The organism is Rathayibacter sp. AY1C2 (genome assembly GCF_002931195.1).
In the GTDB taxonomy this organism is placed as follows: Bacteria; Actinomycetota; Actinomycetes; order Actinomycetales; family Microbacteriaceae; genus Rathayibacter.
In genome coordinates this window covers 1-26,236 of sequence record NZ_PSWG01000016.1, presented here as the reverse complement: position 1 = coordinate 26,236, position 26,236 = coordinate 1, and the positions used below count along the sequence as shown (strand labels likewise).

Below are 26,236 nucleotides of genomic sequence, written 5' to 3'. Positions count from 1 at the left end.
ACGAGCGGAACGGGAGGTGACGGCATGGCACGGCGCGAATCGACACCCGCGGCCCCCGGGAGCCGCGCCCTCGTCGTGGACCTGATCCGCTCCTCCGGGCCGATCAGCCGCGTCGAGCTGACCGCCGCGACCGGCCTCACCCAGCCCGCCATCTCGATGATCGTGCGCAAGCTCCTCACCGACGGCATCGTCCGCCAGACCGGCTCGACCTCGACCGGGGGCAAGCCGCGGCAGCTGCTCGAGATCAACGCGCGGGCGAGGATCGCCATCGGCCTGCAGCTCGGCTTCGAGTCGATCACCCTGGTCGCGACCGACACGGGCGGAGGCGTGATCGCACGCCAGCAGATCGACGGCGCCGCGCTCGCCTCCCCGGAGGAGGTCACCGCGCGCCTGGTCCGGGCCTACGACGACTTCATCCGCGGGACCGGGATCGACCGCGGCTCGATCGCGGGCGTGGCGGTCGTCGCTCCCGGCCCGATCGACCAGGCCGCGGGCCGCGTCCTCGGCCCGCCGACGCTGCACCACTGGCGCGACCACCCGCTCCGCCAGGAGCTCGGCGCCGGTCTGGGCGCGCCGATCCTGCTCGACAACGACGCCGCCGCCGCCGCGATCGGCGAGTTCTGGAGCCGCGGCGTCTCGCGGCACCGCACCTTCGGGAGCATCTACGTCGGCACCGGCATCGGGGCCGGCGTCGTCCTCGACGGCGCACTGCTGCGCGGGGCGAGCTCGAACGCGGTCGAGATCGGCCACGTCACGATCGTGCCGGGCGGGCGCGAGTGCTTCTGCGGCAACGTCGGCTGCCTCGAGCGGTACGCCTCGCCGACGGTGGTCGTGGAGGAGGCGCGCTCCGACCGCGCCGCGTTCGCCGACCTCGACCTCGCCTTCCGCGCCGAGGAGCACGCCCGCGACTTCGACGTGCTCAGCCTGGCGGCGATCAACGGCCATCCGGCGGCCCTCGCCCTGATCGAGCGCGCGGCCGGGCACCTGGCCGACGGCGCTCTGATCCTGGCCAACCTGTTCGACCTCGACGAGCTGGTCCTCACCGGCCCCGGAGTCGCCATCGCCGGATCGATCCACACCCGCGCGATCCGCGCCCGCCTCGACGAGCGCCGCTTCGCCCGCCGGGCCCACCCGATCGAGGTCGAGCTCTCGAGCAACCCGCGCGACGCGGCCGCCGTCGGAGCGTCCTCCCTCGTGCTGCAGAGCACCCTCTCGCCCGGGCACGGGCCGGTGCTCCTGCAGCCCGGAGGGCGCGATGGCTGAGGCCGTCGTCTCCGCCGGTCGGCTGCTCGGGCGGACCGTCGAGACGCCGGACGGAGCGGCGCACGCGTTCCTCGGGGTGCCCTACGCGGGCGACCCCCGGCGCTTCCTCCCGGCTCCGCCGCTCGAGGCCTGGAGCGGACGGCGCGAGGCGCTGGAGCCCGGACCGCGCGCTCCGCAGACGTCGGGTGGAAGCGAGACCGGCTGCCTGACCGTAAACGTCTGGACGCCGGAGGCAGCCGAGGCCTGCCCGGTGATCGTCTGGATCCACGGAGGGCTGCACGTCGCCGGCTCCCCCTCCGAGCCCTTCTGCGACGGAGCACGGCTCGCCGCCCGGACCGGCACCGTCGTCGTGGCGCTCGGCCACCGGCTCGGCGCGCTCGGATTCCTCACCGTGGACCACCTCCTCGGCCACGAGTACCGCGACTCCGCGAACGCGGGCCTGCACGACACCGTCGCCGCGCTCGAGTGGGTCCGCGACGAGATCGCGGCGTTCGGAGGAGACCCCGGTCGGATCACGCTGGCCGGCCAGTCCGCCGGCGCGACGTCGGCCGCGATGCTGCTCGCAGCGCCCCGCGCCGAGGGCCTCTTCGCGCGAGCAGTGCTGCAGAGCGCGAACCCCGAGCGCGTCGGGTCCCGCGAGTACGGCGAGGAGGCGACTGCGGAGCTGCTCGACCTGCTCGGCGCGCCGCCGGAGCGGCTCCTGGACCTGCCCTGGACGCGCCTGATCGAGGCGCAGGACCGCCTGCTCGCCCGCCGCTCGGCCGCGGGTCCGAACACCGTCGCCGTGTTCCGGGCGGGCCTCGACGGCCGCCTGCTGACCCGCGACCCGGTGTCCGCCGTCGCGGCGGGAGCCTCGAGCGGAGTGGATCTCGTCGTGACGACGAACGTCAACGAGGGCTCGGGCTCCGTCGACCTCCGGGCTCCCGACTCCGTCGAGCTGCGCGCACAGCTCGACCGGCACGTCGCCGACCTGCTTCCGGGAGGGGACGCGGGGGCCTATCGAGAGGCTCTGGCGGCCGACCTGGGCCGCACCCCCTCGGACGCCGAGGCCCTGGAGGCGTGCCTCGCCGACGAGATCTACCGGCAGCCGAGTCTGCGGCTGCTCGACGCCCGGGCCGCAGCGACCGGATCGACGCGCGCCGCCCTGTTCGCCTGGCGCGCCGACGACTCCCGCGGCGCGACCCACTCCCTCGAGCTGCCCTTCCTCTTCCGCAGCCTCGACGACGCCCGTGGCACGATCGGGCCCGCCCCGCAGCGCCTCAGCGACGAGGTCTCGTCGCGCTGGGCCGCCTTCGCGGCGACGGGCGACGCCGGCTGGCCCGAGTACGGATCCGAGCGCACGACGCTCGTGCTCGACGACCCCGTCCGGATCGTCGACGCTCCCCGCGAGCACCTGCGCCGCCTGGTCGCGTCCCACCGCCGCTGATCCCCCCGGCCACTGGCCCCGTCCAGGCGGTTAGGTTAGGTTAACCTTCGCAACCCACACCACCCCCTTCGAAGGATCGCCGTGCCCGCCACTCGCACCCCCCTCCGCCTGACCGCCGTCGCCTCGCTCGGCCTCGCCGCGCTGCTGCTCACCGCCTGCTCGGGAGGAGCCGACGCCGGCTCCGAGGGCACGTCCGAGAGCAGCGCCGCCGAGAGCAGCGAGGGCTTCCCCGTCACCGTCGACCACGCCTTCGGCAGCACCACCGTCGAGTCGGCCGACCGCGTCGTCGCGACGAGCTGGACCAACCAGGACGTGGCGCTCGCGCTGGGTGTGACCCCGGTCGGCTTCACCCGCGCCTCCTACGGCGACGAGGACGGCGACGGCCTGCTGGTGTGGACGAAGGAGGCGCTCGACGCCTCCGGCGCCGAGACCCCGACCCTGTTCGACGAGACCGACGGCGTGCCCTTCGAGGCGATCTCGGACCTCAGCCCGACCGTGATCCTCTCGGCCTACTCCGGCATCACCCGGCAGGACTACGACACCCTCAGCCAGATCGCCCCCACCGTCGCCTACCCGGGCCTGCCCTGGGGCACGACCTGGCAGGACTCCGCGAAGCTCGACGGCGCCGCGCTGGGCCTCGAGGACGAGGCCGTCGCGAAGGTCGGCGAGATCGAGAGCGACATCACGCAGACCACCGCGTCCTACCCGCAGCTCGCGGGCACCACGTTCATGTACGGCTGGTACGACCCGACCGACGCGAGCACCTTCACCTACTACACGCCGAACGACGCGCGCGTGAAGTTCGTCGAGGACCTGGGGCTCGACGTCGCCCCGAGCGTCGCCGAGCTCTCCGGCGACTCGGAGGCGTTCAGCGGCACGATCAGCTCCGAGAACGCCGACCAGCTCGACGCCGACGTGCTCGTCGTCTACGGCGACGACACGACCCTCGCCGCACTGCAGGCCGACCCGCTGCTCTCCAAGATCCCGGCCGTCGAGCGCGGCTCCGTCTACGTGCTGGAGGACGGCTCCTCCGCCGCCATGGCCACCTCGTCGCCGAACCTGCTCAGCATCCCGTGGGTGCTCGACGAGTACACCGCCGGCCTCGCCGCGGCCGCCGACAAGGTGTCGTGACCCGCACCGCACCCACCCGGAAGACGAGGGCGACCGCGCTGGCGGTCGCCCTCGTCGCACTGGCCGTCGCGTCGGTCCTCTCGCTCGTGTACGGCTCCCGCGAGATCCCGCTCGGCGAGGTCTGGCCGGCGCTGACCTCGCCCGATCCGGCGTCCATCGTCGACGCGGCGGTGCAGGGGCGGGTGCCGCGGACGGTCCTCGCGATCCTGGTCGGCGCCGCGCTCGGGCTCGCCGGAGCCGTGATGCAGGGCCTGACCCGCAACCCGCTCGCCGATCCGGGCATCCTCGGCCTCAACTCCGGCGCCTCGCTCGCGGTCGTGCTCGGGATCGCCGGGGTCGGCGCGACGAGCCTGCCGCAGTTCATCTGGCTCGCGTTCCTCGGAGCCGCCGCCGCCGGGGCGTTCGTCTACGCGGTCGCCTCGCTCGGCCGCGAGGGCGCCACTCCGCTGAAGCTCGCCCTCGCCGGAGCCGCCACCGCCGCCGCGCTCACCTCCCTCATCAGCGCGGTCCTGCTCACCCAGGAGACCACGCTGAACCGCTTCCGCTTCTGGCAGGTCGGCGGAGTCGGCGGCGCCGAGACCGCGAGCATCCTGCAGGTCCTCCCGTTCCTCGCGGTCGGCGCGGTGCTGGCCCTCTCCAGCGCGCGAGGGCTCGACGCCCTGGCGCTCGGCGACGACCTGGCGACCGGCCTCGGCCGGCGCGTGGGGCGCATCCGCCTGGTCGCGGGGCTCGCGGCCGTGCTGCTCTGCGGCGCCGCGACCGCGATCGCCGGACCGATCGGATTCATCGGCCTGGTCGTCCCGCACCTCGCCCGCCGCGTCACCGGCCCCGCGCACGCCTGGCTGCTGCCCTCCTCCGCTCTGCTCGGCGCCCTGCTGCTGCTCGTCGCCGACGTGGTCGGCCGCGTGGTCGCCCGGCCGAGCGACGTCGAGGTGGGCATCGTGACCGCGCTGATCGGCGCCCCGGTGCTCATCGCGATCGTGCGCCGCTCGAAGGTGCGGGCGCTGTGAGGACCGCGGAGGCGCCCGCCGCGGTCGGCATCGCGGCCGGCCGCACGCTGCGCCGTCGGCGCACGGTCATCGGCTGCGCGGTCCTCGCGGTGCTCGTGCTGGTGCTCGTCGTCGTCTCGCTCACGGTCGGCAGCACGGTCTACTCGGTGCCGGAGGTCGTCCGCGTGATCCTCGGCGAGACCGTGCCGGGCGCCTCCTTCACCGTGGGCACGCTGCGGCTGCCGCGCACCATCACGGCCGTCCTGGTGGGCGTGGGCTTCGGGATGGGCGGCGTGATCTTCCAGACGATGCTGCGCAACGCCCTCGCCAGCCCCGACATCATCGGCATCACGTCGGGGGCGAGCGCGGCGGCCGTCGTCGCGATCGCGTTCTTCGGGCTCTCGGGCGGCGCGGTCTCGGTGATCGCGGTCGCGGCCGGGCTCGCGACCGCCCTGATCATCGCCGGGCTGGCCGAGGGCGGCGGAGTGATCGGGGCGCGGCTGATCCTCATCGGCATCGGCGTCGCGGCGATGTTCCAGAGCGTGATCGCCTACGTGCAGACCCGCGCCGACTTCGAGGACGTCCAGGAGTCGCTGCGCTGGCTGACCGGCAGCCTCAACTCGGCCGCCTGGCCCTCCGTCCCGCCGCTCGCGCTGACGATGCTCGTGCTGGTGCCGCTGGCGCTGCTGCTCTCGGGCCGGCTCGGCGTGCTGCAGCTCGGCGACGAGTCGGCGACCGCGCTCGGGCTCGACGTGCGGCGCAGCCGGCTGGCCCTGCTCGCGGTCGGAGTCGGCCTCGTGGCCGTCGCGACCGCCGCCACCGGCCCGATCGCGTTCGTCGCCTTCGTCTCGGGGCCGATCGCGCGGCGGATCCTGCCCAGCGCGCGCACGCTGCTGATCCCCTCCGCCCTGGTCGGCGCGGTCGTGGTGCTCGCCGCCGACCTGCTCGCCCAGTACGTCGTCGGCGCGCTGTTCTCGGGCGCGCGCTTCCCGGTCGGCGTCGTCACCGGCGCCCTCGGCGCGCCCTTCCTGCTCTGGCTCCTCGCCCGCCGCAACCGCTCCGGAGGCTCCCTGTGACCGACGCCCCGCCCACCCTCGCCGCCGACGCGGTCACCCTCGCCTACGACGAGCGCGTGGTGGTCGACGGGCTCTCGCTCGCCGTGCCGCCCGGCCGGATCACGGTGATCGTCGGCGCGAACGCCTGCGGCAAGTCGACCCTCCTGCGCGCCATGGCGCGGCTGATCACCCCGCGCTCGGGGAGCGTCCTGCTCGACGGGCGCGCGATCCACCGGCTCCCGACGCGCCAGGTCGCGCAGCAGGTGGGGCTGCTGCCGCAGACCCCGATCGCCCCGGAGGGGATCGCCGTCTCGGACCTGGTCGCCCGGGGCCGCTACCCGCACCGGGGCCTCTTCGGCCGCGGCTCCGGATCGGACGACGACGCGATCGTCGAGGAGGCGCTGCGCGACACCGGCACGCTCGAGCTCGCCGACCGCCCCGTGGACGAGCTCTCGGGCGGGCAGCGCCAGCGGGTGTGGATCGCGATGGCCCTCGCCCAGCGGACCGACGTGCTCCTCCTGGACGAGCCGACGACCTACCTCGACGTGTCGCACCAGGTCGAGGTGCTCGACCTGCTCACCGACCTCAACCGCTCGCGCGGGACGACCATCGTGATCGTGCTGCACGACCTCAACCTCGCCGCCCGCTACGCCGACCACCTCGTCGCCGTGCGCGACGGCGCCCTGTACGCCTCGGGCACGCCCGCCGAGGTGGTGACGCCGGAGACGGTGCGCGCGGTGTTCGGGATGGAGTCGCGCGTGATCGAGGACCCGGTCTCGCGGACGCCGCTGGTGCTGCCCATCGGGCGCCACCACTCGGGCTGAGCCCGGCCGTTCAGGGCCGAGCGGTCAGGGCCGGCCGGTCAGGCCGGAGCCGCGGCCAGGGAGGCGCCGTCGACGAGCGTGCAGCGGAGGAGCTGCTGCTCCCGTCGCGCGGGGTCGCCCTCGATGAGGATCTGCACGGCGCGGCGGCCCATGTCGCGCCGGGGCAGCTCGAAGCCGGCCTGCCAGCCGGTGCGGTCGGCCGATCCGGAGAGCGACACCAGCGACAGGTCGCCCGGCACCGCCACCCCCTCGGCCCCGGCGGCCTCCTGCAGGAGGACGAACTGCTCCTCCTGCTCGGCGAGGACGACCGTGACGCCCTCGGCGGCGATCCGGCGGATCCACTCCCGCGGCGACGCCTCCGGCCCCGGGACGAGGTGGAGGAAGCCGTCGCCGAGCTCGGCCCGCGCGCCGGCCATGCGGTCGGTGTACGACTCGACGCCCTCGCCGTGGCCGGCGTAGGCGAAGCGGGTGTGGCCGAGGGCGCGCGCGCAGGAGATCAGCTCGCGGACGATCGACGCGTAGTCGGCGGCCACGTAGGGCACGGGCCCGCCGGCGTCGTCGCGGCGGCCGATGCTGACGAAGGAGAAGCCGCTCGCGTTGAGGAACTCGAGCTCCTCGCGGGGCATGCGCTGCCCGAGGAGGATGCAGGAGTCGGCCAGGCGCAGCCGGGTGGTGCCGCCGCTGAGGCCGCCGCGACGGCCGCCGACGCGACCGCTGGTCAGCAGGAGGAGGTCGATGTCGCGGTTCTGCGCCTCCTCCTCGATGCCGGCGAGGAACGGGTGGAAGAAATCCTCGCGGTCGAGCGGGAACAGGCTCTCGTAGGTGTAGACGCCGATCATGCCGGTGCCGACCTGCTTGAGGCGGCGCGCGATGGGGTCGGCGACGTACCCCGTCTCCTGGATCGCCTTGAGGATCCGCGCCCGCGTCGCCTCCGGGACCCGGGCGAGCTGCTCGCCCTTGTCGTTGAGCACGAACGACACCGTCGTCTGGCTGACTCCCGCGAGACGCGCGATGTCCTTCTGCGTGATCCGCGGCACCCGGACACCCCCGCTTCATCTTGGTAATAGGTATTACTTCTTGACCTCAGGCTACCGATGACGAAGGATCGCCGTACGCCCATCCGGGGCGAGAGAGGGCGGAACGTCGACGATGATGAATCCCGCAGACCCAGACAACCAGACCACGGCCTCCCCGAGGCCCGATCGGCAGCACAAGCCCGATCAGCAGCCCGAGCACGATCCGCAGCGCAGGCCCGACAACTCGCGCCGCCTCTTCCTCGCCGGGGGCGCCGCCGCCCTCGCCGGCGCGGCAGGGGCCGTCGGCGCCGCCACTCCGGCCGCCGCCGCGCCCCCGGCCGACGCTCCCGGGCAGAAGAAGCGCCTGAGCGTCACCGAGGGGCCGATCTCGCCGCTCGACAAGGAGTTCCGCTGGGACGACCGCGCCGGCGCAGACAACACCCGCGCGGTGCAGGCGGCCATCGACAAGGCGATGACCGCTCCGGGCGGCGAGGTGTCGCTGCCCGCCGGCGAGATCCGGGTGACGGGCCTCGCGGTCGACTACCGCGGCTACCCGGTGCAGCCCGAGAACGGGCCGCCCTACGGCTACGCCGGGCCGAAGATCGTCGGCGCCGGCATGCGCCAGACGAGGATCGTCCAGATCGAGGGCTCGACCCGCGACATCTTCACCGTCTCCGGCCAGACCGGCGACGCGGCCGGTCCCGCCAACAACAACAAGGCCACCGGCGTCGTCCTCGCCGACTTCGAGATGACGGGCACACCCTCCGGCGGCCACGGGATGTCGCTGCGCTCGCTGGTCAACTGCGAGTTCCGCAACCTGTGGATCCAGAAGACCGGCAAGTCGGGCATCTTCCGCGAGCGCGCCACCTTCGTGTCGGGCGTCGACGACGAGTACTCGTACGCCAACTCCTGGAACAAGATCAAGATCGTCGCCCCCGCGGGCTGGGGCGTGGAGGACTCGGGCAAGGCCTCCATCGGCGGCTCGATGACCAACGTCGAGGCGATCAGCCCCGGCCTCGGCGGCTTCCTCCTCGCGCCGACGAACATGACGCTGCTCGACTGCCAGGCCATCGGCGGCACCGTCGGCCTCCGGTCGATCCGCAACGAGAACCGGCGCTCGGTTAACTCCGGCCTGACCCTGATCAACTTCCGCTCGGAGGGCTCCCGCGACGGCTGGGAGGTGCTGATCGAGGCCGGCACGAGCCACATGATCGTGAACCCGAACTTCTTCCCGACCTCGGGCGCGAACTGCCTCGGCGTCGGCCTGACGAACGGCGGAGCGGACTTCGAGGTGCGCAACCTCACCGTCCTCGGCGGCTTCTACGGGCTCAGCCTCGGCCGCTTCCCGCAGCAGAAGGCGATCGTGCTGGGCAGCGACTCCTCGCAGACGCGCCTCGTGAACCCGTTCATCGAGCGCGGCGCCGCGGGAGTGGACGAGGGCTCGCTGATCGTCGACGACGGACGCCTGACCTCGTTCGAGCTCGGCCGCGGCCGGGTGGAGCGCGCGGCCGGCTACACCACGGTCGCCCGCGCCCCCGAGACCATCCCGACCCCTCCGGCCGGACAGGTCAACGAGGGCTGGGAGCGCTCCGGCGACACCTGGCGGAAGGTGGCCGTCTTCCCCGACGGGCACCGCGTCGTCATCGCCTCCTGACCCCGGGCGGCGGCGCCCTCCGCGCCGCCGCCCTCCCCCACTGCACACGGAACGAGCACCAGAACGCATGCATGACGACAGCACCCGCATCGAAGCCCGCATCGCCCGCTTCCGCGCCGAGAGCCTCCGGCCGGCGATCCACCGGGCGGTCGAGCCGCTCGGGATCGAGTCGTGGACCGCTCCGGGCGAGCCGGTCCCCTTCGACCAGGCGCGGGCCGCGTCCTACGCGCCCGCCCGCATCGGGGAGCCGTGGGGCGCCCCCTGGGGCACCGTGTGGTTCCACGTGCGCGGCGAGATCCCCGCCTCCTGGGTCGGCGTCGACGGCTGCGAGCCCGAGCTCGTCGTCGACCTCGGCTACACCGGCGCCCAGTCCGGCTTCGAGGCGGAGGGGCTCGTCTTCACCGCGACCGGCACGGTCGTGAAGGCCGTCGAGCCGTTCAACCAGTCGGTCCCGCTCGACCGGCTGCCCGGCCGCGAGGCGGGCGACCGCACGGTCGAGCTCTACATCGAGGCCGCCGCCAACCCGAACATCACCGGCGACTGGTCCTTCACCCCCACGGCGCTCGGCGGCCGCCCCGCCGACGGCGCCCTGCCGTCCGACCCGCTCTACCGCCTCCGACGCCTCGAGCTCGGACTGCTCGACCGGGAGGTCTGGGAGCTGGAGCAGGACATGGCCGTGCTCGTCGGGCTGATCGGGCAGCTGCCCGAGTCCTCCCAGCGCCGCGCCGAGATCGTGCGCGCCCTCGACCGCGCCGTCGACGTCCTCGATCCGGACGACGTGTCCGGCACCGCCGCCGCCGGCCGGGAGGCGCTGAGGACGGTCCTCGAGCGCCCCGCCTCGGCCAGCGCGCACCACCTGCACGCCGTCGGCCACGCCCACATCGACTCCGCCTGGCTCTGGCCCGCCCGCGAGACCGCCCGCAAGGTGGCCCGCACCTTCTCGAACGTCTGCGACCTGATCGAGCGCGAGGAGGGCTTCGTCTTCGCCGCCTCCTCCGCGCAGCAGTACGCGTGGCTCAAGCGCGACCACCCGGAGCTGTTCGAGCGCGTCCGCGGCCACGTGCTCGCGGGCCGCTTCGTGCCGGTCGGCGGGATGTGGGTCGAGTCGGACACGAACATGCCCGGCGGCGAGGCGCTCGTACGCCAGCTGCTCGAGGGCAAGCGCTTCTTCCTCGACGAGTTCGGGATCGACACCGAGGAGGTCTGGCTCCCGGACTCCTTCGGCTACTCCGCCGCGCTGCCGCAGATCATCGCCGGAGCGGGCGGGCGCTGGTTCCTCACGCAGAAGATCTCGTGGAACGAGACCAACACGATGCCCCACCACACCTTCTGGTGGGAGGGCATCGACGGCACCCGCGTGTTCACGCACTTCCCGCCCGTCGACCTCTACAACTCCGACCTCTCCGGCGAGGACCTCGCCCGCGCCGAGCGCCAGTACGCCGAGAAGGGCAGCGGCACCATGTCGCTCGTGCCCTTCGGCTACGGCGACGGCGGAGGAGGCCCCAACCGCGAGATGATCGCGGCCGCCCGCCGCACGCGCAGCCTCGAGGGCTCGCCGACCGTCGAGCTGTCCACACCCCGCCGCTTCTTCGAGGAGGCGCAGGCCGAGTACCCGGACGCGCCCACCTGGTCGGGCGAGCTCTACCTCGAGTTCCACCGCGGCACCTACACGTCGCAGGCGCGCACCAAGCAGGGCAACCGCCGCAGCGAGCACCTGCTCCGCGAGATCGAGCTGTGGGCGACCACGGCCCTCGTCCGCGCCGGGGTCCCGTACCCGGCCGACGAGCTGCGTGAGATGTGGCGGACGGTCCTCCTGCAGCAGTTCCACGACATCCTGCCCGGCACCTCCATCGCCTGGGTGCACCGCGAGGCGGAGGAGAACTACGCCCGCATCGCGCAGCGGATCGAGGAGATGATCGCCGAGACCGTCCGGGCCCTCGCCGGCGAGGGCTCCGCGGAGCTGCTGGTGAACTCCTCCCCCTTCGCCGTCGGGGGCGTGCCGGCGCTCGGCGCGGCCGCGGCCGACCCCGCCGCGGAGCACTCGGCCCCGACGCTCCGCTCCGACGGCGACGCCCACGTCCTCGACAACGGGCTCGTCCGGGTGCGGATCGGCGCCTCCGGACTCCTCGAGTCGGTCGTGGACCTCGCGAGCGGCCGGGAGGTCGTGCCCGCCGGCGCCGCCGCGGGGCTCCTCCAGCTCCACCGCGACACCCCGAACAAGTGGGACGCCTGGGACCTCGACGACAACTACCGCCGCACGGTGGAGGACCTCGTCGGCGTCGACTCGGTCCGCGCCGGCACCGTGAGCGACCCGCTCGGCCGCGAGGTGCCGGCGGTCGTGATCACCCGCTCGTTCGGCGGCTCCACGGTCGTGCAGACCGTCTCGCTGCAGATCGGCAGGGCGGCCGTCGACCTCGACCTCGACATCGACTGGCACGAGCGCCGCAAGCTGCTCAAACTCGCCTTCCCGCTCGACCTGCTCTCGGACCGGGCGACGTCCGAGATCCAGTTCGGCCACGTGCACCGCCCGACCCACGTGAACACGACGTGGGACGCCGCCCGCTTCGAGACCGTCGCGCACCGCTGGGTGCACGTCGGCGAGCCGGGCTTCGGCGTCGCGGTCGTCAACGACTCCACCTACGGGCACGACATCACCCGCGACCGCGCCGCGGCCGGCACCCCGACGACCACGGTCCGGCTCTCGCTCCTGCGCGCGCCGCTGTTCCCCGACCCGGACGCCGACCAGGGCCGCCACCGCCTCGCAGTGTCGCTCGTGGTCGGCGCCGAGCTGCCCGACGCCGTCGAGGCCGGCTACGCGCTGAACACCCCGGTCCGCAGGCTCACCGGCGCCGCGCCCGTCGCTCCCCTGGTGTCGATCGACGACCCCTCGGTGATCGTCGAGGCTGTGAAGGCGGCGGACGACGGGAGCGGCGACGTGATCGTGCGACTCTACGAGTCGCTCGGCCGCCGCGCCGCAGCGACCCTCCGCGCCGCCTTCGCCGTCCGGGCGGTCACCCGCACCGACCTGATGGAGCGCCCGACCGAGCAGGTCCGCATCGAGAGCTCCGTCGAGGCGGAGTCGGCCGACGTGCGCCTCGAGCTGCGTCCGTTCGAGATCGCGACGGTGCGCCTGGCGCGCTGAGCGCGAGGGGACGCGGGGGCGGGAGCAGGCCGAGCCGGCTTGCTCCTGCCCCTGCGTCATGTGGTCTGCTCGATGCACACCGTCCCGATCGGAGAGGCCCCCCCATGCAGTCGTTCCCCGCCCCGCCCCGCCAGGTGCAGATCGGCGACGCCGCCGCGTTCGCCGGCGTCACTCCGCGGGCGATCCGCCACTACCACCGGCTCGGCCTGCTCCCCGAGCGCGAGCGGGGCGGAGACGGTCGTCGGCGCTACGGCTACGACGACATCATCCGGCTGCTCTGGATCCGCCGCCTGGCCGACGCCGGGGTCGCGCTCGAGGACATCCGGGACGCCTTCGCCGTCGCAGCCCCGGCCGGCGCCGAGGACAGCGCCGACCGCGAGGACGAGGTCGCGGGCGTCCTCTCGCGGCTGGACGCCGCGCTCGCCGCGCAGGAGGAGGAGCTGCAGCGGAAGCGGGCCTCGGTCCGGCGCATGCGGACCCTCGGCGGCCGACTGGGGCTGCTCGACGACATCGTCTCGCGCCGCCTCGAGGGCGCACCCGAGGGCTCGCTGCGCCAGGCCGACCTCGACACCCTGCTGGTCACCGAGCGGATGTTCGGCCCGCTGGGCGCCGTCTCCCAGGCCGGCCGCTTCGTCGTCCTCGCCGCCGATCCGGCGCTGCGGGCGGAGGCCGACCGCGTCGACGCCGCCGAGGAGGCCCTCGACGACACGGTCGCCGAGGACGACCCCCGGGTGGAGCAGGTGGCGCAGGAGCGGCACGCCTTCGAGGCCCGGCTGATGCGCGTCGTCGAGGAGTCCGGTCAGCTCGAGGAGGACGAGGCGATCTTCGACGCGTGGGACGAGGCGCACCCGCCCGAGGACCCCGCGCCGGCCCCCGATCCCGCACAGGGCTCCCGCGCCCGGAGCGCCGGCGAGATCATCCGGAGCCTGCCCTACGACGTCTCGCCGGCCCGCCTGCGCGCCATGGACCTGGCGATGCGGCTCGGGATGGAGGAGGAGCCGACGTCCTGAGACGCGGGGTCACGCCCGTCCGGTCACAGGACCTCTCGCAGCACCTCCAGCGCCCGCTCGCGGTCGCCGACCCCGCCGCCCTCGTGCCCGCTGTACGGCCACACGTCGATCGACGTCTCGCCGCCGGAGACGTTGTGGGAGGCGAAGACCGTCGAGGGCGGGCAGATCGGGTCCATCAGGCCGACCGAGCGGTGCACCCGGCAGCGCAGGCGCCGCGAGAAGTGGACGCCGTCGACGTAGGAGAGGGTCCGCTCGACGGCGTCGAGGTCCTCGGGGCGGGTCGCCAGGTAGCGGGCGATCTCCACGTAGGGCGCCTCGTTCGTGACGGTCGTGGCGCGCAGGACGTCGGAGAGGAAGGGCACCAGGGCGATCGCCGCGCGCACCCGGGGGCGCAGCGCCGCCGCGGCGGTCGCGAGCGCTCCGCCCTGGCTGCCGCCGAAGACCGACACTCGGTCCGGGTCCAGCCCGGGGAGCGCCTCCACGGCGTCGACGGCGAGCGCCGCGTCCGCGATCAGGCGCCGGTAGTAGTACTTCTCGGGCGACTCGATGCCGCGGGTCGTGACCCCGGGGTACGCGGGTCCGCTGCCGTGGGGGTCGGGGGTGGCTCCGGAGCGGGCGAGGCGGCCGGCTCCCTGGCCTCGCGCGTCGACGACCAGGTGCGCGTACCCGGCGGCGGCGATCCAGAGGTGCTCGATCGGACGGCCCCGTCCGCTGCCGTACCCGGGGTACTCGATCACCACGGGGAGCGGGGCGCCCGGGTCCGCTGCGGGGGTCACCAGCCAGGCGGCGATCGGCTCGCCCGCGAAGCCGGGGAACCGCACGTCCCGCACCCGCACCAGCGGGAGGCCCGCGTCGACCGGCGCGGCGCTGACGCCGGGGCCGCCCTCCCGCCCGAGCGCGAGGGTGGCCCGCCAGAAGGCGTCGAAGTCGTCGGGCTCCGCGACCTCCGCACGGAACTCGCGGAGGGCGGCGAGGGGGCGATCCGTGAACACCGGGTCAGCCTTTCAGACCGGAGTGCGCGAGCCCTTCCACGAACTGCCGCTGAGCGAGGAGGAACACGGCCAGCACGGGCACGACCGTCATCGTCGCCGCGGCGAGCTGCACGTCCCACATCTCCCCGCCGTAGGCGTCGGTGAAGCGGGTGAGCGCCTGGGGCAGGGTGAAGAGCTCGGGTGAGGTCAGGTAGACCGTCGGCTCGAGGTACATGTTCCAGGACCCGAGGAAGGTCAGGATCGCGACGGCCGACAGCGCGGGCTTGGACAGCGGCAGGAAGATGCGCCGCCAGATCCCGAAGCGGCCGAGGCCGTCCAGGCGCGCGGCCTCCTCGAGCTCGCCGGGCATCGCGATGAAGTACTGCCGCATGATGAACGTGCCCAGCACCGCCGGCGCTCCGACCATCGGCACCAGCAGCAGCGGCACGTGGGTGTCGATGAAGCCGAGCTGCCGGAAGATCTGGAACAGCGGGATGATCGTCACCTCCGTCGGCACCAGCAGGCCGGTCAGGACGACGAGGAACACCGCGTTGCGTCCCGGGAACGGGATCCGGGCGAAGGCGTAGCCGGCCAGGCTCGAGACCAGCAGCGTCACCACGGTGACCGTGACCGCGATGTAGAGGCTGTTCCAGTACTGGAGCGCGAACGGCTGGAACCGGAACGCCTCGGCGTAGCCCGCCAGGCTCGGCGAGTCCGGCAGCAGGGTCGGCGGGTTCGAGAAGATCTCGTTCACCGGCTTGAACGACGAGGCGATCATCCAGAACGTCGGCACCGCGAACGGCAGCACGAGCAGGATCAGCGTCACGACGAGCAGGGCGGTCATGAGCGGGCTGCGGCCGCGGCGGCGCTTGACGGGCGGCTCCGGGACGGCTTCGAGGCGTGGCGTGAGCGGGGTCCCCTGCTCGACGACGGCGTCAGTTCTCATAGAAGACCCATTTCCTGCGCAGCTGCCACTGCACGACCGTGAGGATCAGGACGAAGAGGAGCAGCATCAGCGAGAGCGTCGCGCCGTAGCCGATGTCGCTGAACTCGAAGGCCTGTTGGAACACGTAGTAGACGAGCACTGTCGTCGACAGCTCCGGCCCGCCCTCGGTCAGGACGGCGACCTGCGCGAACGCCTGCAGCGAGCCGACGATCGTGAGGATGGCGGTGAGGAGCAGGGTGGGCGAGATGAGCGGGAGCGTGATCCGGAAGAAGATCGCGCGGGGGCTCGCGCCGTCCAGCCGGGCCGCCTCGTAGAGGTCGCCCGGCACCCCCTGCAGCGCGGCGAGGAAGAGCACCATGTTGACGCCGACGCTGCGGATGACCTGCGTGACGATGACGCTCGCCATCGCGGTGGGTCCCTCCTGGAGCCAGTTCGGCCCGTCGAGGCCGACCAGCGAGAGCAGGCCGTTGATCGCGCCGTTGTCCTGGAGGAGGAAGCCCCAGACGAGGGTCCAGGCGACCACCGAGATGACGACGGGCGAGAAGAAGAGCGTGCGGAACAGGGCGCCGCCCGGGATCCTCCGGTTGAGCAGCACGGCCAGGCCCAGCCCGAGGGCGAGGTTCAGGACGACCACTCCCCCGGAGAAGACCGCGGTCGTGCCGAGCACCGCGCCGATGCTCGGGTCGTTGATCGCCCGCTCGTAGTTCTCGCCGCCGACGAAGGTCATGGAGCCGGTGAAGACGTTCCACTCGTTGAGGCTGAACCAGACCGCGAGCCCGACGGGCAGCAGCACGAACACGATCACACCGAGCAGCTGGGGCGCGATGAAGAGCCAGCCGGCGAGCGCGTCGCGGCGCCGGAGGTTCCAGTAGGCGCCGGCGGGAGCGGATCGGCGGCTGTCCGTCGAGGTCGCGGTCACGGGATCACTTCCCCTGGAGGACGGGCGCGATGGCGTCGCAGACGCCTCCGAGCACCTCGGCGACGTCGGCGTCGGCCGACCACATGCGGTCCAGCGCCGTCTTGCCGACCGAGGTGATCTCGGCGGGGCTCGTCACCGGAGGGGTGGCGGACACGTCGGCGAGCTCGTCGACCACGACGCGGTCGAGCTGCTCGGCGCTGAGGCGCGTGTTGACCTTCGCCAGCTCCTCACCGGACAGCAGCGACTCGCGGGGCGGCGGGAAGAACTGCGCGAGCTTGGCGGAGTTCTCCGGGTTGGTCATGAACGAGAGGAAGCCGGTCGCCTCCTCCACGTGGTCGCCGCCTGCGAGCGCGGCCATGCCGGCCTGGCCGATGTTGCCGTACTCGCCGGCGGGGCCGACGGGCAGCGGGTAGATCTCGAACGGGAACGAGCCGTCGAGCAGGCTCGCCCGCGAGACCTGCGCGGTCGTGAACGCGGCGTCGCCGGCGAAGAAGTCCGCCGTCACGCCGGGTCCGGGGGTCGCGCCGCTGACGTAGACCGAGTCGTGGAAGAACTGGAACGCCTCCACCATCTCGGGCGAGTCCATCGTGCACTGGGTCCCGTCGTCGCTCCACGGCTGGGCTCCCCAGCCCGCCCAGAGGTTCGCGAGGCTCAGCCAGCCCGAGAAGTCGAAGTCGCGGATGATGTAGCCGGCCTTGCCGGTCGACTCGTTGACGGCCGCGCCGATGCGGTCGACGTCCTCCCAGCTGAGCGTCGCGGGGTCGACGGTCTGCCCGGCCTGCGCGATGAGGTCCTGGTTCACGTACAGCGCGAACGGCGAGTTGGAGAACGGGTACGCGTAGAGCTCGCCGTCCTGGCTGAACGACTGCGCCACGCTGGGCAGGATGTCGTCGTACTCGTAGCCCTCGGTCCCCTCGAAGGTCTCGGTCAGTGGAGCGAGCGCTCCGGCGTCGATCAGGTCCTTCGCGATGTCGCCGACCCAGGCGAGGTCGGGGGCGTTGCCGCCCGCGGCCTGCGTGGTCAGGGTCGAGTTGTAGTCCGCGAACGGGAGGGACTCGAAGGTCACGGACTCGATCTCGGGGTGGTCGGCGATGTACTCGTCGGCCATCGAGTCGAACAGGGCGAGCTGCTTCTCGTCGGAGGTCCAGACGGACATCCTCAGAGCGACGGGTGCTGAGTCGTCCCCGCCGCCGGCGGCGCCGCAGCCCGAGAGGGCGGCGATCACTCCGACTGCGGCGAGCGAGGCCATCAGCTTCTTCGCTGGTCTCATCGTCTCTCTTTCTCCAATGGTCTTCTCGGTGTTCCCGGTCAGTACCCGACGACGTCGGGCCAGTGGGTCTCTACGCCGCGCGACTCGAGCCTCGCCTGCAGGCGGGCGACGAGGGCGGGGTCGGCGGCGATCTCGTGGGGCGACAGGTCCTCGGCGAGGGCGAGGGCCGCCAGCTCGCCGACGGCCTCGCCGATGTTCCACTCCACGGGGTGGAGGCGGTACGCGCCGTTGGTGATGTGCGTCGTCCCGATGTTCTTGCCCCCGGGCAGCAGGTTCGTCGGGGTGCGCGGCACGAGGGCGCCGAGCGGGATCTCGAACGGCGAGCACTCCACGTCGAGGTAGTTGTCGCCTCCGGTGGTCGGGTGCAGGTCGATCCGGTACATGCCCACGCCGACGGAGTCGTCGAAGCGCGCGGGGCTCCCCGTCCCGCGGGCGGCGACGGAGACGTCCTGCTCGCGCACCGTGGTGAGCGCGCGGATCCGGCGGGACTCGCGGATGTAGGGGGCCTGCGCGAGGCCGTCGGCGGTGCCCATCACGTCGCCGCGGAGCCGGAGCCCGGGCCAGCCGCGGCCGCCGTCGGGCCGGGGCGCCTCGGTCTGGAGCCAGTAGAAGTACGACAGCGAGAGCGCGCGGGCGCCGGCGAGGTGCTTCTCCGGCTCCGGCACGTCGAGGATCGAGCTGTCGAGGTAGTCGAGCATCGGCCAGTTCGCGAGCACGATGTCGCTGTCGAGCGCGCCCGGTCGGAGGGTCTCGGTCGCGAGGATCCGGCGGAACATCCAGAGGTCGGTGTCCCCGCCCTGCGCGCGCTGGTCGGCGGTGCGGGTGTCGCCCACGGCGTTGACGTGCATCGTGCGGGTCTCGGGGCGCAGCGTCCTCGGGTTCGGCGCGGTGAAGGAGAGGAGCTTCCCGCCCCAGAACGGCACCTCGTACTCGTGCCAGTAGTCGTAGTCGGCCGGGCGCTCGATGGTGTGGTCGCCGTCCGCGCTGTCGAAGCCGAAGCACCAGGTGACGGCCTGCACGTTCATCGGGTCGGCGACGGCGGGAGCGCTGGGCTCGCCGTGCTCGTCGCGCGACTCGGAGCCCGTGACGTAGTCGACCTCCGCGAGGGGGAGCAGCTCCCCCGTCTCGGTCGCGTCGACCACGTACCGTCCGGAGACGGCGAGCTCCTCGCCCGAGACCGCGTCGCGCAGCAGGACGCGCTCGATCCGGCCCGGGCCGCCGTCGACGGCGAAGGGGACGACGCCGGTGACGACGCGGATCGCTCCGCTCGAGCGGTAGGGGGCGAGCATCTCGTCGAGCACGGCGACGGCGACGCGGGGCTCGGCGCAGAGCCTGCTCACGAGTCCGCGGCCGGGGTTCAGGCGGTCGTCGCGCATCGCCTCGGCGGTGAGGGGGTAGTTGCGGCGGTAGTAGCCGCGGATGCCGTCCCGGAGGCGCCGGTAGTCGGCGGTGACGCCGAACTGCTCGACCCAGGTGTGCTCGTCCGGCGGGACGCCCTGCGAGGTGAGCTGGCCGCCCAGCCACGGGTACTGCTCGGTCAGCACGACCGAGAGGCCGTTGCGGGCGAGGGCGATCGCCGCGGCCACTCCTCCGAGGCCGCCGCCGATCACGGCGACATCTGCTTGCATCGGGGTCACGCGTCCGCCTCGTCCTCGTCGACAGTCTGGGTCATCGGCCTACTACCCGCGGGTAATACGTATTGCCGATTGATTAGACCGTAACGCACGAGTGTCCGGTTGGCAACGGTCTCCGATGTTCCGAGCGACGCCGCGGCGACCCGCGGGCGTCCTCAGCCGGAAGCGGGCCGGATGTCAGGGCTCGGTGGCATGCTCGACCCCGAGCGCGGCCGGCGGGCGGCGGCGCGGAGCGGAGCGGAGCAGCATGATCGGGTTGGATCTCACCGGGCGCACGGCCCTCGTCACGGGGTCGGGGCAGGGCATCGGGCTGGCCATCGCGACGACGCTCGCGGAGGCGGGCGCCGAGGTGATCGTGAACGCCCGCTCCGAGCGGTCGATCCGCCGGGCGATCGAGGCCGTCGGCGCGGCGGTGCCGGAGGCGCGGGTGCGCGGAGTCGCGGCCGACGTGTCGACGGAGAAGGGCACGGCCTCCCTCCTGCGCGCGGCCGCCGAGGTGGACGTGCTCGTCAACAACCTCGGGATCTTCGGCTCCGCCGATGCGCTCTCCATCGACGACGACGAGTGGCGCCGCTACTTCGAGGTCAACGTGCTCACCGGCGTGCGCCTCACCCGCGCCTACCTCCCCGGGATGATGGAGCGCGAGTGGGGCCGCGTCCTCTACATCGGCAGCGACTCCGCCGTCGTCACGCCCGCCGAGATGATCCACTACGGAGTGTCGAAGACCGCGCTGCTGGGCGTCTCGCGCGGCTTCGCCAAGGCCGCCGCCGGCACCGGGGTGACGGTGAACAGCGTGCTCGCCGGGCCGACCCACACGGGCGGCGTCGAGGACTTCGTCTACGAGCTGGTCGACCGCGAGCTCCCGTGGGAGGAGGCGCAGCGCGAGTTCATGCGCCTGCACCGGCCGCAGTCGCTGCTGAAGCGCCTCATCGAGCCGGAGGAGATCGCCCACATGGTCGCGTACCTCGCTTCCCCGCTCGCCTCGGCCACCACGGGCGCCGCCGTGCGCGTCGACGGCGGCTACATCGACTCGATCGTGCCGTAGCGCGCGCTCCCGGGGCGCCGGCCGTCAGCGCGGAGGGGCGACCGAGCCGCCGGGGCGCCACGGGCCGCCGATGCGCTCCTGGAGGAGCGGCGCCGCCGGGTCGGCGAGGCGGGCGAGCAGCGCCTCCACTCCGCGGCGGCCGAGCTCGCGGCCGGGCGCGACGAGCAGGTCGAGCGCCGGGTCGGCCAGGTCGGCGACGTCGGGGTCGGAGGCGAGCAGGACGATCGAGAGGTCCTCGGGCACGCGCAGCCCGCGGTGCCGCACCTCGTGCGCGAACCCGACGGCGGCGCCCCCGTTGACGATCACCACGGCGGTCGCGGAGGCGGGGTCGAACGAGCGGGCGAGGGTGCGGCCGCCGGCGGGGGACTCCTCGCAGCGCAGCAGCACGCCCTCGACGCCGCGGGCCGCGCAGGCGAGTGCGAACGCCTCCTGGGTGCGCGCGTAGGGGCCGAAGTCGGCCGCGGCGTCGCGGTCCGGGCCGAGCACGAGCGCCACCCGCGCGTGCCCCAGGCCGGCGAGCCGGCCGAGCGCCTCCTCGACCATCCCCTCGAAGTCGATGTCGACCCAGTCGAGGGCGGACGGGTCGCGGGTGCGCCCGATGAGGGCGAAGGGCGTGCCGGAGTCCCGCAGGACCGGCACGCGCTCGTCCTCGCTGGTGACCTGCATCAGCACGACGCCGTCGATCAGGCCGTCGGCGCGCAGGTCGGCGAGGCGGTCGGAGCCGCCGACCGTCGGCCACAGGACGATCGAGTGGTCCTGCTCCGCCGCGGCCTCGGCGGCCCCGAGCAGGAACGAGGTGGCGGTGTTGAGCGGCCGGCTCGACACCAGCGGGTAGACGACCGCGACGATCCCGGAGCGGCGCCGAGCGAGGGCGCGGGCCAGGGCGTGCGGCCGGAAGCCGAGCTCGCGCATCGCCGCCCGCACCCGCTCGCGGGTCTCGGGCGAGACGGGCTTGGTGTCGTTGACCACGAACGAGACCGTCGCGATCGAGACCCCCGCGAGGCGCGCGACGTCCCTCATCGTGGCCACCGCGCCTCCTCCGCTCGCGCCGCCCGGCCGTGGTTGACGTGGGGCGGACGTCTCCCGCATCCTAGGAGACGCGGCCGGTAAAGCGGTTAACCCCGTGTCGGGCCGCCCACTGCCGCACCGTCTCCACCGTCGAAGAAGGAACACCGTGACCACACCCTCCTCCCCCGTCCGCGTCCTCGTCTGGGGCGAGAACCGCCATGAGCAGATCGAGGAGAAGGTCCGCGCGATCTACCCCGACGGCATGCACAGCACGATCGCCGACGGCATCCGCGAGAACCTCGGCGAGCGCGCCTCCGTCTCCACCACCACGCTCGACGAGCCCGAGCACGGCCTCACCGAGGACGTCCTCGACGCCACCGACGTGCTCGTCTGGTGGGGCCACATGGCTCACGGCGACGTCTCCGACGAGATCGTCGAGCGCGTCCAGCGCCACGTCCTCTCGGGCATGGGCCTCGTCGTCCTGCACTCCGGCCACTGGTCGAAGATCTTCGGCAAGCTCATGGGCACCACCTGCACGCTGCGCTGGCGCTCGGAGCAGGACCGCGAGCTGGTCTGGACCGTCGACCCCACGCACCCCATCGCCCAGGGGATCCCGCACCCCTTCGTGATCCCCCGGCAGGAGATGTACGGCGAGTTCTTCGACGTGCCGGCGCCCGACGAGCTCGTGTTCCTCTCGACCTTCACGGGCGGCGAGGTGTTCCGCTCCGGCATGACCTGGAAGCGCGGCCACGGGCGCATCTTCTTCTTCTCCCCCGGCGACCAGGACTACCCCGTCTACCACCAGGCCGAGGTGCGCCGCGTGATCGCGAACGGCGTCGAGTGGGTGCGCTCCTCGCGCCCCGAGCGCCGCCTCCCGGTGCTGCAGCGCTACGAGACCGAGGACTTCCACAACGGCCAGGACTACGAGGGAGCGCTCGTCCGATGACGGTCCGCCTCGTCCAGGTCGGCGCCGGCGCGATGGGCCGCGCCTGGATCCGCACCATCCGCGACTCCCCGGACGCCGAGCTCGTCGGCCTGGTCGACCTCGACGTCGACCTCGCCACGGCTGCCACGGAGGAGGAGGGGGTCGGCCCGGTCGCGGTCGGCACCTCCGTCGCCGAGGTCGCCGCGCGCTCCGGCGCCGACGCCGTGGTCAACGTGACCGTGCCGCGGGCGCACCTCCCCGTCAGCTCGGAGGCGCTGTTCGCCGGGCTGCCCGTGCTCTCCGAGAAGCCGATCGCGCCGACCATCGCCGAGGCGCTGGTGCTCGCGGCGACGGCAGAGGCCTCGGGCCGGCTCCTGATGACCAGCCAGTCGCGCCGCTACTACTCGGCGATCACCGCCTTCCGCGAGCAGATCGCCGGGCTCGGGCAGCTGGGCACCGCCTCCGTGCACTTCGCGAAGGCGCCCCGCTTCGGCGGCTTCCGCGACGAGATGGACCACGTGCTCCTGGTCGACATGGCGATCCACGCCTTCGACGCGGCGCGGTACCTGCTCGACAGCGACCCGGTCGCGGTCTACTGCGAGGAGTACAACCCGGGCTGGAGCTGGTACGCCGACGGAGCCGCGGCGAGCGCCGTGTTCGAGTTCGCCGGCGGAGTGCGCTTCAGCTACACCGGCAGCTGGTGCGCCGACGGCCTCGAGACCTCGTGGAACGGCGACTGGCGCGTGAACGGGGCCGGCGGCACCGCGCACTGGGACGGCGACGGCGCTCCGGAGTGGCAGTCGCGCGAGTCGGAGGCGGTGCGGACCGCCACGCTCGAGCCCGTGCCCGAGGAGATCGCGGGCTCGCTCGCGGAGTTCGTGCGGGTGCTGGGCTCGGGGGAGGTGCCCTCGGGCGAGGTGCACTCGAACGTGCGGAGCCTCGCGATGGTGGAGGCGGCGGTCCGCTCCTCCGAGACGGGCGCGCGGGTGCGGCTCGACGACGTGCTGGAGGAGGGGTACGCGGAGGCGCTGACGCTCGCGCGCGACGAGCGAGTCCGCGCGGCCCTCGGCTCCTGGGGCTCGGCCGCGGAGGGCCTCGCGCGCTGACCACGCCGCCTGGCGGATCTCGAGGCGTCCGTGCCGGCGTCTCGAGACCCCCGCCGGTCGCGGCTCCGCCACCGCGCGTTCGCCGGGCGGACACCTGCGGGCGGCGGGGCGTTCACCGGGGGCGGCCAGCGTGGTCGGGTTCCTTCGAAGCCGCTCAGGAGACCCGTGTCCTCTCGTCACACCCGCACCCGCACCCGCACCGCCGCCCTCGCCCTCACCGTCACCCTCGCCGGCTGCACCCTCGGAGCCGCGGCCCTGCCCGCCTCCGCCGCGGGCGACTCCTTCTTCACCCGCATCGCCACGGTGCCGGCCTACCTCAACGCGGCCGACCCGTCCGCCGACTCCGCCGTCGCCGAGATCTCGAGCGCGTCGCCCGACGGCCGCCTGGTCTACTCGACGGACTCCGCCGGGCAGCGCATCGACGTCCTCGACATCTCGGACCCCGACGCCCCCGAGCCGCGCGGCGGCGTCGGCGTGGGCGGCGAGCCGACCTCGGTCTACGCGACCGGCGAGTACGTCCTCGCGGTGGTCGACACGAGCGACGGCGACTTCGCGAACCCCTCCGGCCACGTCAGCGTGCTGCACGCCGACGACCTCGCGCCCGTCGCGAGCATCGAGCTCGGCGGCCAGCCCGACTCCATCGACGTCACCACCGACGGCTCGACCGCGGTCATCGCGATCGAGAACCAGCGCGACGAGGACCTCGCCCCCGAGGGCGGCGAGGAGGGCGACCTCCCGCAGGCGCCCGCCGGGGAGCTCGTGGTGATGGACCTCGCGGGCGACCCCTCCGCCTGGGTGCCGGAGCACGTCGACCTCACCGGTCTCGCCGGCCTCGACACCCCGTCGGACCCGGAGCCCGAGTACGTCTCGATCAACCCGGCCGACACGGCCGTCGCCGTGACGCTGCAGGAGAACAACGCCGTCGCGATCGTCGACCTGGCCACCCGCTCCGTCACCGCCTCGTACACCGCGGGCACCGCCTCCGTCAGCGGCATCGACACGCTCGACGACGACTCGATCTCGCTGACCGGCTCGATCACCGACGTCCCGCGCGAGCCCGACGCGATCGGCTGGGTCGGCGACGACCACGTCGCGATCGCGAACGAGGGCGACTGGAAGGGCGGCACGCGCGGCTGGTCGATCCTCGACGCCGCGACCGGGGCCGTGCAGTGGGACGCCGGGAACTCGTTCGACCACCTCGCGGTGCGCCTCGGGCTCTACCCGGACAAGCGCTCCGACGCGAAGGGCTCCGAGCCCGAGGGCCTGCTCTCGGCCACCTTCGACGGCGTCCCCTACGTGTTCGTCGGCGCCGAGCGGGCCAACTTCGTGGCCGTCTACGACGTGTCGGAGCCGACCGCGCCGCGCTTCGTGCAGGCGCTGCCGTCGACGCCCGGCCCGGAGGGGCTGCTCGCCCTGCCCGAGCGCGACCTGCTGGTCGTCTCGAGCGAGACCGACGACGCCGAGGCCGCCGTCCGCGCGAGCGTGCAGCTCTACGCGCTCGGCGCCTCCGCCCCCGCGTTCCCGACCGTGCTGTCGGCCGACGTCGACGGATCGCCGCTGCCCTGGGGTGCGCTCTCGGGCCTCTCGACCGACCCGGCGGCGCCCGACCGCCTGTACGCGGTGAGCGACAGCGCCTACGCGCCGAGCACCCTCCACTCGATCGACACCTCCGTCTCGCCGGCGCTGCTCGACACGACGCTCACGGTGACGGAGGGCGGCGAGCCCGCCGCTCTGGATCTGGAGGGGATCGCCGCCCGCGTCGACGGCGGCTTCTGGGCCGTGACGGAGGGCGGGACAGGCGACGGCAACGCGCTCCTGCGGCTCGACGCCGACGCCGCGGTGACCGAGCGGATCGCCCTGCCCGCGGAGCTCGCCTCCGCGCTGGGCAAGCAGGGCTTCGAGGGAGTGACCGTCCAGGACGGCGCCGCCGGTGAGATCGTCTGGACGGCGCTGCAGCGCGAGGCCTCGATCGACGCCGACGGAGTGGTCCGGATCGGGCGCTACGACGTCGCCGCCGACAGCTGGAGCTTCTTCGGCTACCCGCTGGAGGCCGTGTCCGGGGCGGACGGCGACTGGAACGGGCTCTCGGAGATCACGCTGACCCCCGCGGGCACGCTCGCGGTGATCGAGCGCGACAAGCTCAACGGGCCGGACGCCGCGCTGAAGGCCGTGTACACGGTGCCGCTGCCGACGGAGGCCGGCGCGGCGGTCGGCGAGACGCTGCCGATGCTCAAGAAGACCCTCGCGGTCGACGTGCTGCCCGCGCTGCAGGCCGGGAACGGCTGGACCCAGGAGAAGCTCGAGGGCCTCGGGATCACCGGCTCCGGCGAGGTGTTCGCGGTGACCGACAACGACGGCGTGGACGACGCGAACGGCGAGACGGTGCTCGCATCGCTCGGCTCCGCGGCGTCCGTGTTCGGGGCGGGGACGGTGCCGACTCCGGGACCGACTGTCGAGCCGACGGTGGCGCCGACGGCTGAGCCGACCATGGCGCCGACCGCGCAGCCCACTGCACAGCCCACCGCGCCGCCCACGGCCGAGCCGACCCGCACGCCGGCTCCCGCTCCGGCCGGCGCCGTTCCTCCGCGGACCGGCTCGGGACTCGCGAGCACCGGCGTCGAGACGGGCTGGACCGCCGCGGCGGCGCTCGCCCTGCTCGCCGGTGGAGCGCTCGCGCTCGGAGTCACGCGCCGCCGCCGCGACGCGCGCTGACGGACGCCGACGGCCCGGGGGACAGTGTCCTCCGGGCCGTCGGCGTTCCCCCGGGCGACCGGGGCAGGTGGTCGGGTATCAGCTTCCGGTGGGGGCGTCCTCGGTGTCGGGAGAGGTGCTCTCGGAGGGCGCCTGCGGGGCGACGGGCGCCCTCCGAGAGCACCTCTCCCGACACCGAGGACGCCCCCAC

General features: G+C 73.7%; 20 protein-coding genes. 13 read left to right on the top strand and 7 right to left on the bottom strand.

The genetic code is table 11. From position 1 onward, the window contains the following. The first annotated feature begins 24 nt into the window (after nt 1-24). From C5C55_RS11715 to C5C55_RS11690, 6 genes are all read left to right on the top strand, one after another. Nucleotides 25-1,263 carry an ROK family transcriptional regulator gene (locus tag C5C55_RS11715; protein WP_104234022.1) on the top strand — a complete coding sequence of 413 codons (1,239 nt, stop codon included), beginning with the start codon at nt 25-27 and terminating at the stop codon, nt 1,261-1,263. Beyond that, the gene (locus tag C5C55_RS11710; protein WP_104234021.1) at nt 1,256-2,689 is read left to right on the top strand and encodes a carboxylesterase/lipase family protein; all 1,434 of its coding nucleotides are present in this window, start codon (nt 1,256-1,258) and stop codon (nt 2,687-2,689) included. The genes C5C55_RS11715 and C5C55_RS11710 overlap by 8 nt, the downstream gene beginning before the upstream one ends. 81 nt (nt 2,690-2,770) lie before the next feature. Further along, a complete protein-coding gene (locus C5C55_RS11705) occupies nt 2,771-3,820 on the top strand; it encodes an iron-siderophore ABC transporter substrate-binding protein (RefSeq protein WP_181027213.1) in 1,050 nt (349 codons plus the stop codon). After that, nucleotides 3,817-4,830 (top strand): iron ABC transporter permease, encoded by a 1,014-nt coding sequence (locus tag C5C55_RS11700; protein WP_104224306.1) that lies wholly within the window; start codon nt 3,817-3,819, stop codon nt 4,828-4,830. Before C5C55_RS11705 ends, C5C55_RS11700 begins: the two co-directional genes overlap by 4 nt. Further along, nucleotides 4,827-5,885, top strand: coding sequence for an iron chelate uptake ABC transporter family permease subunit (locus C5C55_RS11695; RefSeq protein WP_104234020.1), 1,059 nt, complete (start codon nt 4,827-4,829; stop codon nt 5,883-5,885). Before C5C55_RS11700 ends, C5C55_RS11695 begins: the two co-directional genes overlap by 4 nt. Next, nucleotides 5,882-6,688 carry an ABC transporter ATP-binding protein gene (locus tag C5C55_RS11690; RefSeq protein WP_104224308.1) on the top strand — a complete coding sequence of 269 codons (807 nt, stop codon included), beginning with the start codon at nt 5,882-5,884 and terminating at the stop codon, nt 6,686-6,688. Before C5C55_RS11695 ends, C5C55_RS11690 begins: the two co-directional genes overlap by 4 nt. Before the next feature lie 38 nt (nt 6,689-6,726). Here C5C55_RS11690 and C5C55_RS11685 read toward each other — a convergent pair whose 3' ends face one another. Further along, nucleotides 6,727-7,725, bottom strand: a complete 999-nt coding sequence (locus C5C55_RS11685; protein WP_104234019.1) for a LacI family DNA-binding transcriptional regulator — start codon at nt 7,723-7,725, stop codon at nt 6,727-6,729. 112 nt (nt 7,726-7,837) lie between these two features. Between C5C55_RS11685 and C5C55_RS11680 the strand changes: the two genes are divergently transcribed. From C5C55_RS11680 to C5C55_RS11670, 3 genes are all read left to right on the top strand, one after another. Then, nucleotides 7,838-9,358: a hypothetical protein gene (locus C5C55_RS11680; RefSeq protein ID WP_104234018.1), complete on the top strand. Its 1,521-nt coding sequence runs from the start codon at nt 7,838-7,840 to the stop codon at nt 9,356-9,358. 67 nt (nt 9,359-9,425) lie between these two features. Then, a complete protein-coding gene (locus C5C55_RS11675) occupies nt 9,426-12,500 on the top strand; it encodes a glycoside hydrolase family 38 C-terminal domain-containing protein (protein WP_104234017.1) in 3,075 nt (1,024 codons plus the stop codon). A 104-nt stretch (nt 12,501-12,604) separates the two neighbouring features. Then, the gene (locus C5C55_RS11670; protein WP_104234016.1) at nt 12,605-13,510 is read left to right on the top strand and encodes a MerR family transcriptional regulator; all 906 of its coding nucleotides are present in this window, start codon (nt 12,605-12,607) and stop codon (nt 13,508-13,510) included. Between the two features lie 23 nt (nt 13,511-13,533). Here C5C55_RS11670 and C5C55_RS11665 read toward each other — a convergent pair whose 3' ends face one another. From C5C55_RS11665 to C5C55_RS11645, 5 genes are read right to left on the bottom strand one after another with little or no spacing between them, the layout of a single operon-like run. Further along, on the bottom strand, nt 13,534-14,502 hold the full coding sequence (locus C5C55_RS11665) for an acetylxylan esterase (RefSeq protein WP_104234015.1): 969 nt from the start codon (nt 14,500-14,502) through the stop codon (nt 13,534-13,536). Nucleotides 14,503-14,506: 4 nt separating this feature from the next. Then, entirely contained in the window at nt 14,507-15,427 is a 921-nt protein-coding gene (locus tag C5C55_RS11660; RefSeq protein WP_244229554.1) for a carbohydrate ABC transporter permease, read from the bottom strand. Next, on the bottom strand, nt 15,417-16,346 hold the full coding sequence (locus tag C5C55_RS11655; RefSeq protein WP_104234014.1) for a carbohydrate ABC transporter permease: 930 nt from the start codon (nt 16,344-16,346) through the stop codon (nt 15,417-15,419). Before C5C55_RS11655 ends, C5C55_RS11660 begins: the two co-directional genes overlap by 11 nt. A gap of 4 nt (nt 16,347-16,350) precedes the next feature. After that, nucleotides 16,351-17,616 carry a sugar ABC transporter substrate-binding protein gene (locus tag C5C55_RS11650; RefSeq protein WP_104224315.1) on the bottom strand — a complete coding sequence of 422 codons (1,266 nt, stop codon included), beginning with the start codon at nt 17,614-17,616 and terminating at the stop codon, nt 16,351-16,353. A gap of 38 nt (nt 17,617-17,654) precedes the next feature. Beyond that, a complete protein-coding gene (locus tag C5C55_RS11645; RefSeq protein ID WP_104234052.1) occupies nt 17,655-19,244 on the bottom strand; it encodes an FAD-dependent oxidoreductase in 1,590 nt (529 codons plus the stop codon). A 256-nt stretch (nt 19,245-19,500) separates the two neighbouring features. On the opposite strand from C5C55_RS11645, the gene C5C55_RS11640 reads away from it, so the two are divergent. After that, a complete protein-coding gene (locus tag C5C55_RS11640; protein WP_104224325.1) occupies nt 19,501-20,295 on the top strand; it encodes an SDR family NAD(P)-dependent oxidoreductase in 795 nt (264 codons plus the stop codon). 24 nt (nt 20,296-20,319) lie between these two features. On the opposite strand, the gene C5C55_RS11635 is transcribed toward C5C55_RS11640, so the two are convergent. Then, nucleotides 20,320-21,315, bottom strand: a complete 996-nt coding sequence (locus C5C55_RS11635; RefSeq protein ID WP_258059511.1) for a LacI family DNA-binding transcriptional regulator — start codon at nt 21,313-21,315, stop codon at nt 20,320-20,322. Between the two features lie 154 nt (nt 21,316-21,469). Between C5C55_RS11635 and C5C55_RS11630 the strand changes: the two genes are divergently transcribed. From C5C55_RS11630 to C5C55_RS11620, 3 genes are all read left to right on the top strand, one after another. Continuing rightward, the gene (locus C5C55_RS11630) at nt 21,470-22,249 is read left to right on the top strand and encodes a ThuA domain-containing protein (protein WP_104234013.1); all 780 of its coding nucleotides are present in this window, start codon (nt 21,470-21,472) and stop codon (nt 22,247-22,249) included. Beyond that, complete coding sequence (locus C5C55_RS11625; protein WP_104234012.1) at nt 22,246-23,334, top strand: Gfo/Idh/MocA family protein; 1,089 nt, start codon at nt 22,246-22,248, stop codon at nt 23,332-23,334. Before C5C55_RS11630 ends, C5C55_RS11625 begins: the two co-directional genes overlap by 4 nt. Nucleotides 23,335-23,499: 165 nt before the next feature. Next, entirely contained in the window at nt 23,500-26,046 is a 2,547-nt protein-coding gene (locus C5C55_RS11620; protein WP_146080941.1) for an esterase-like activity of phytase family protein, read from the top strand. Nucleotides 26,047-26,236: the final 190 nt, after the last annotated feature.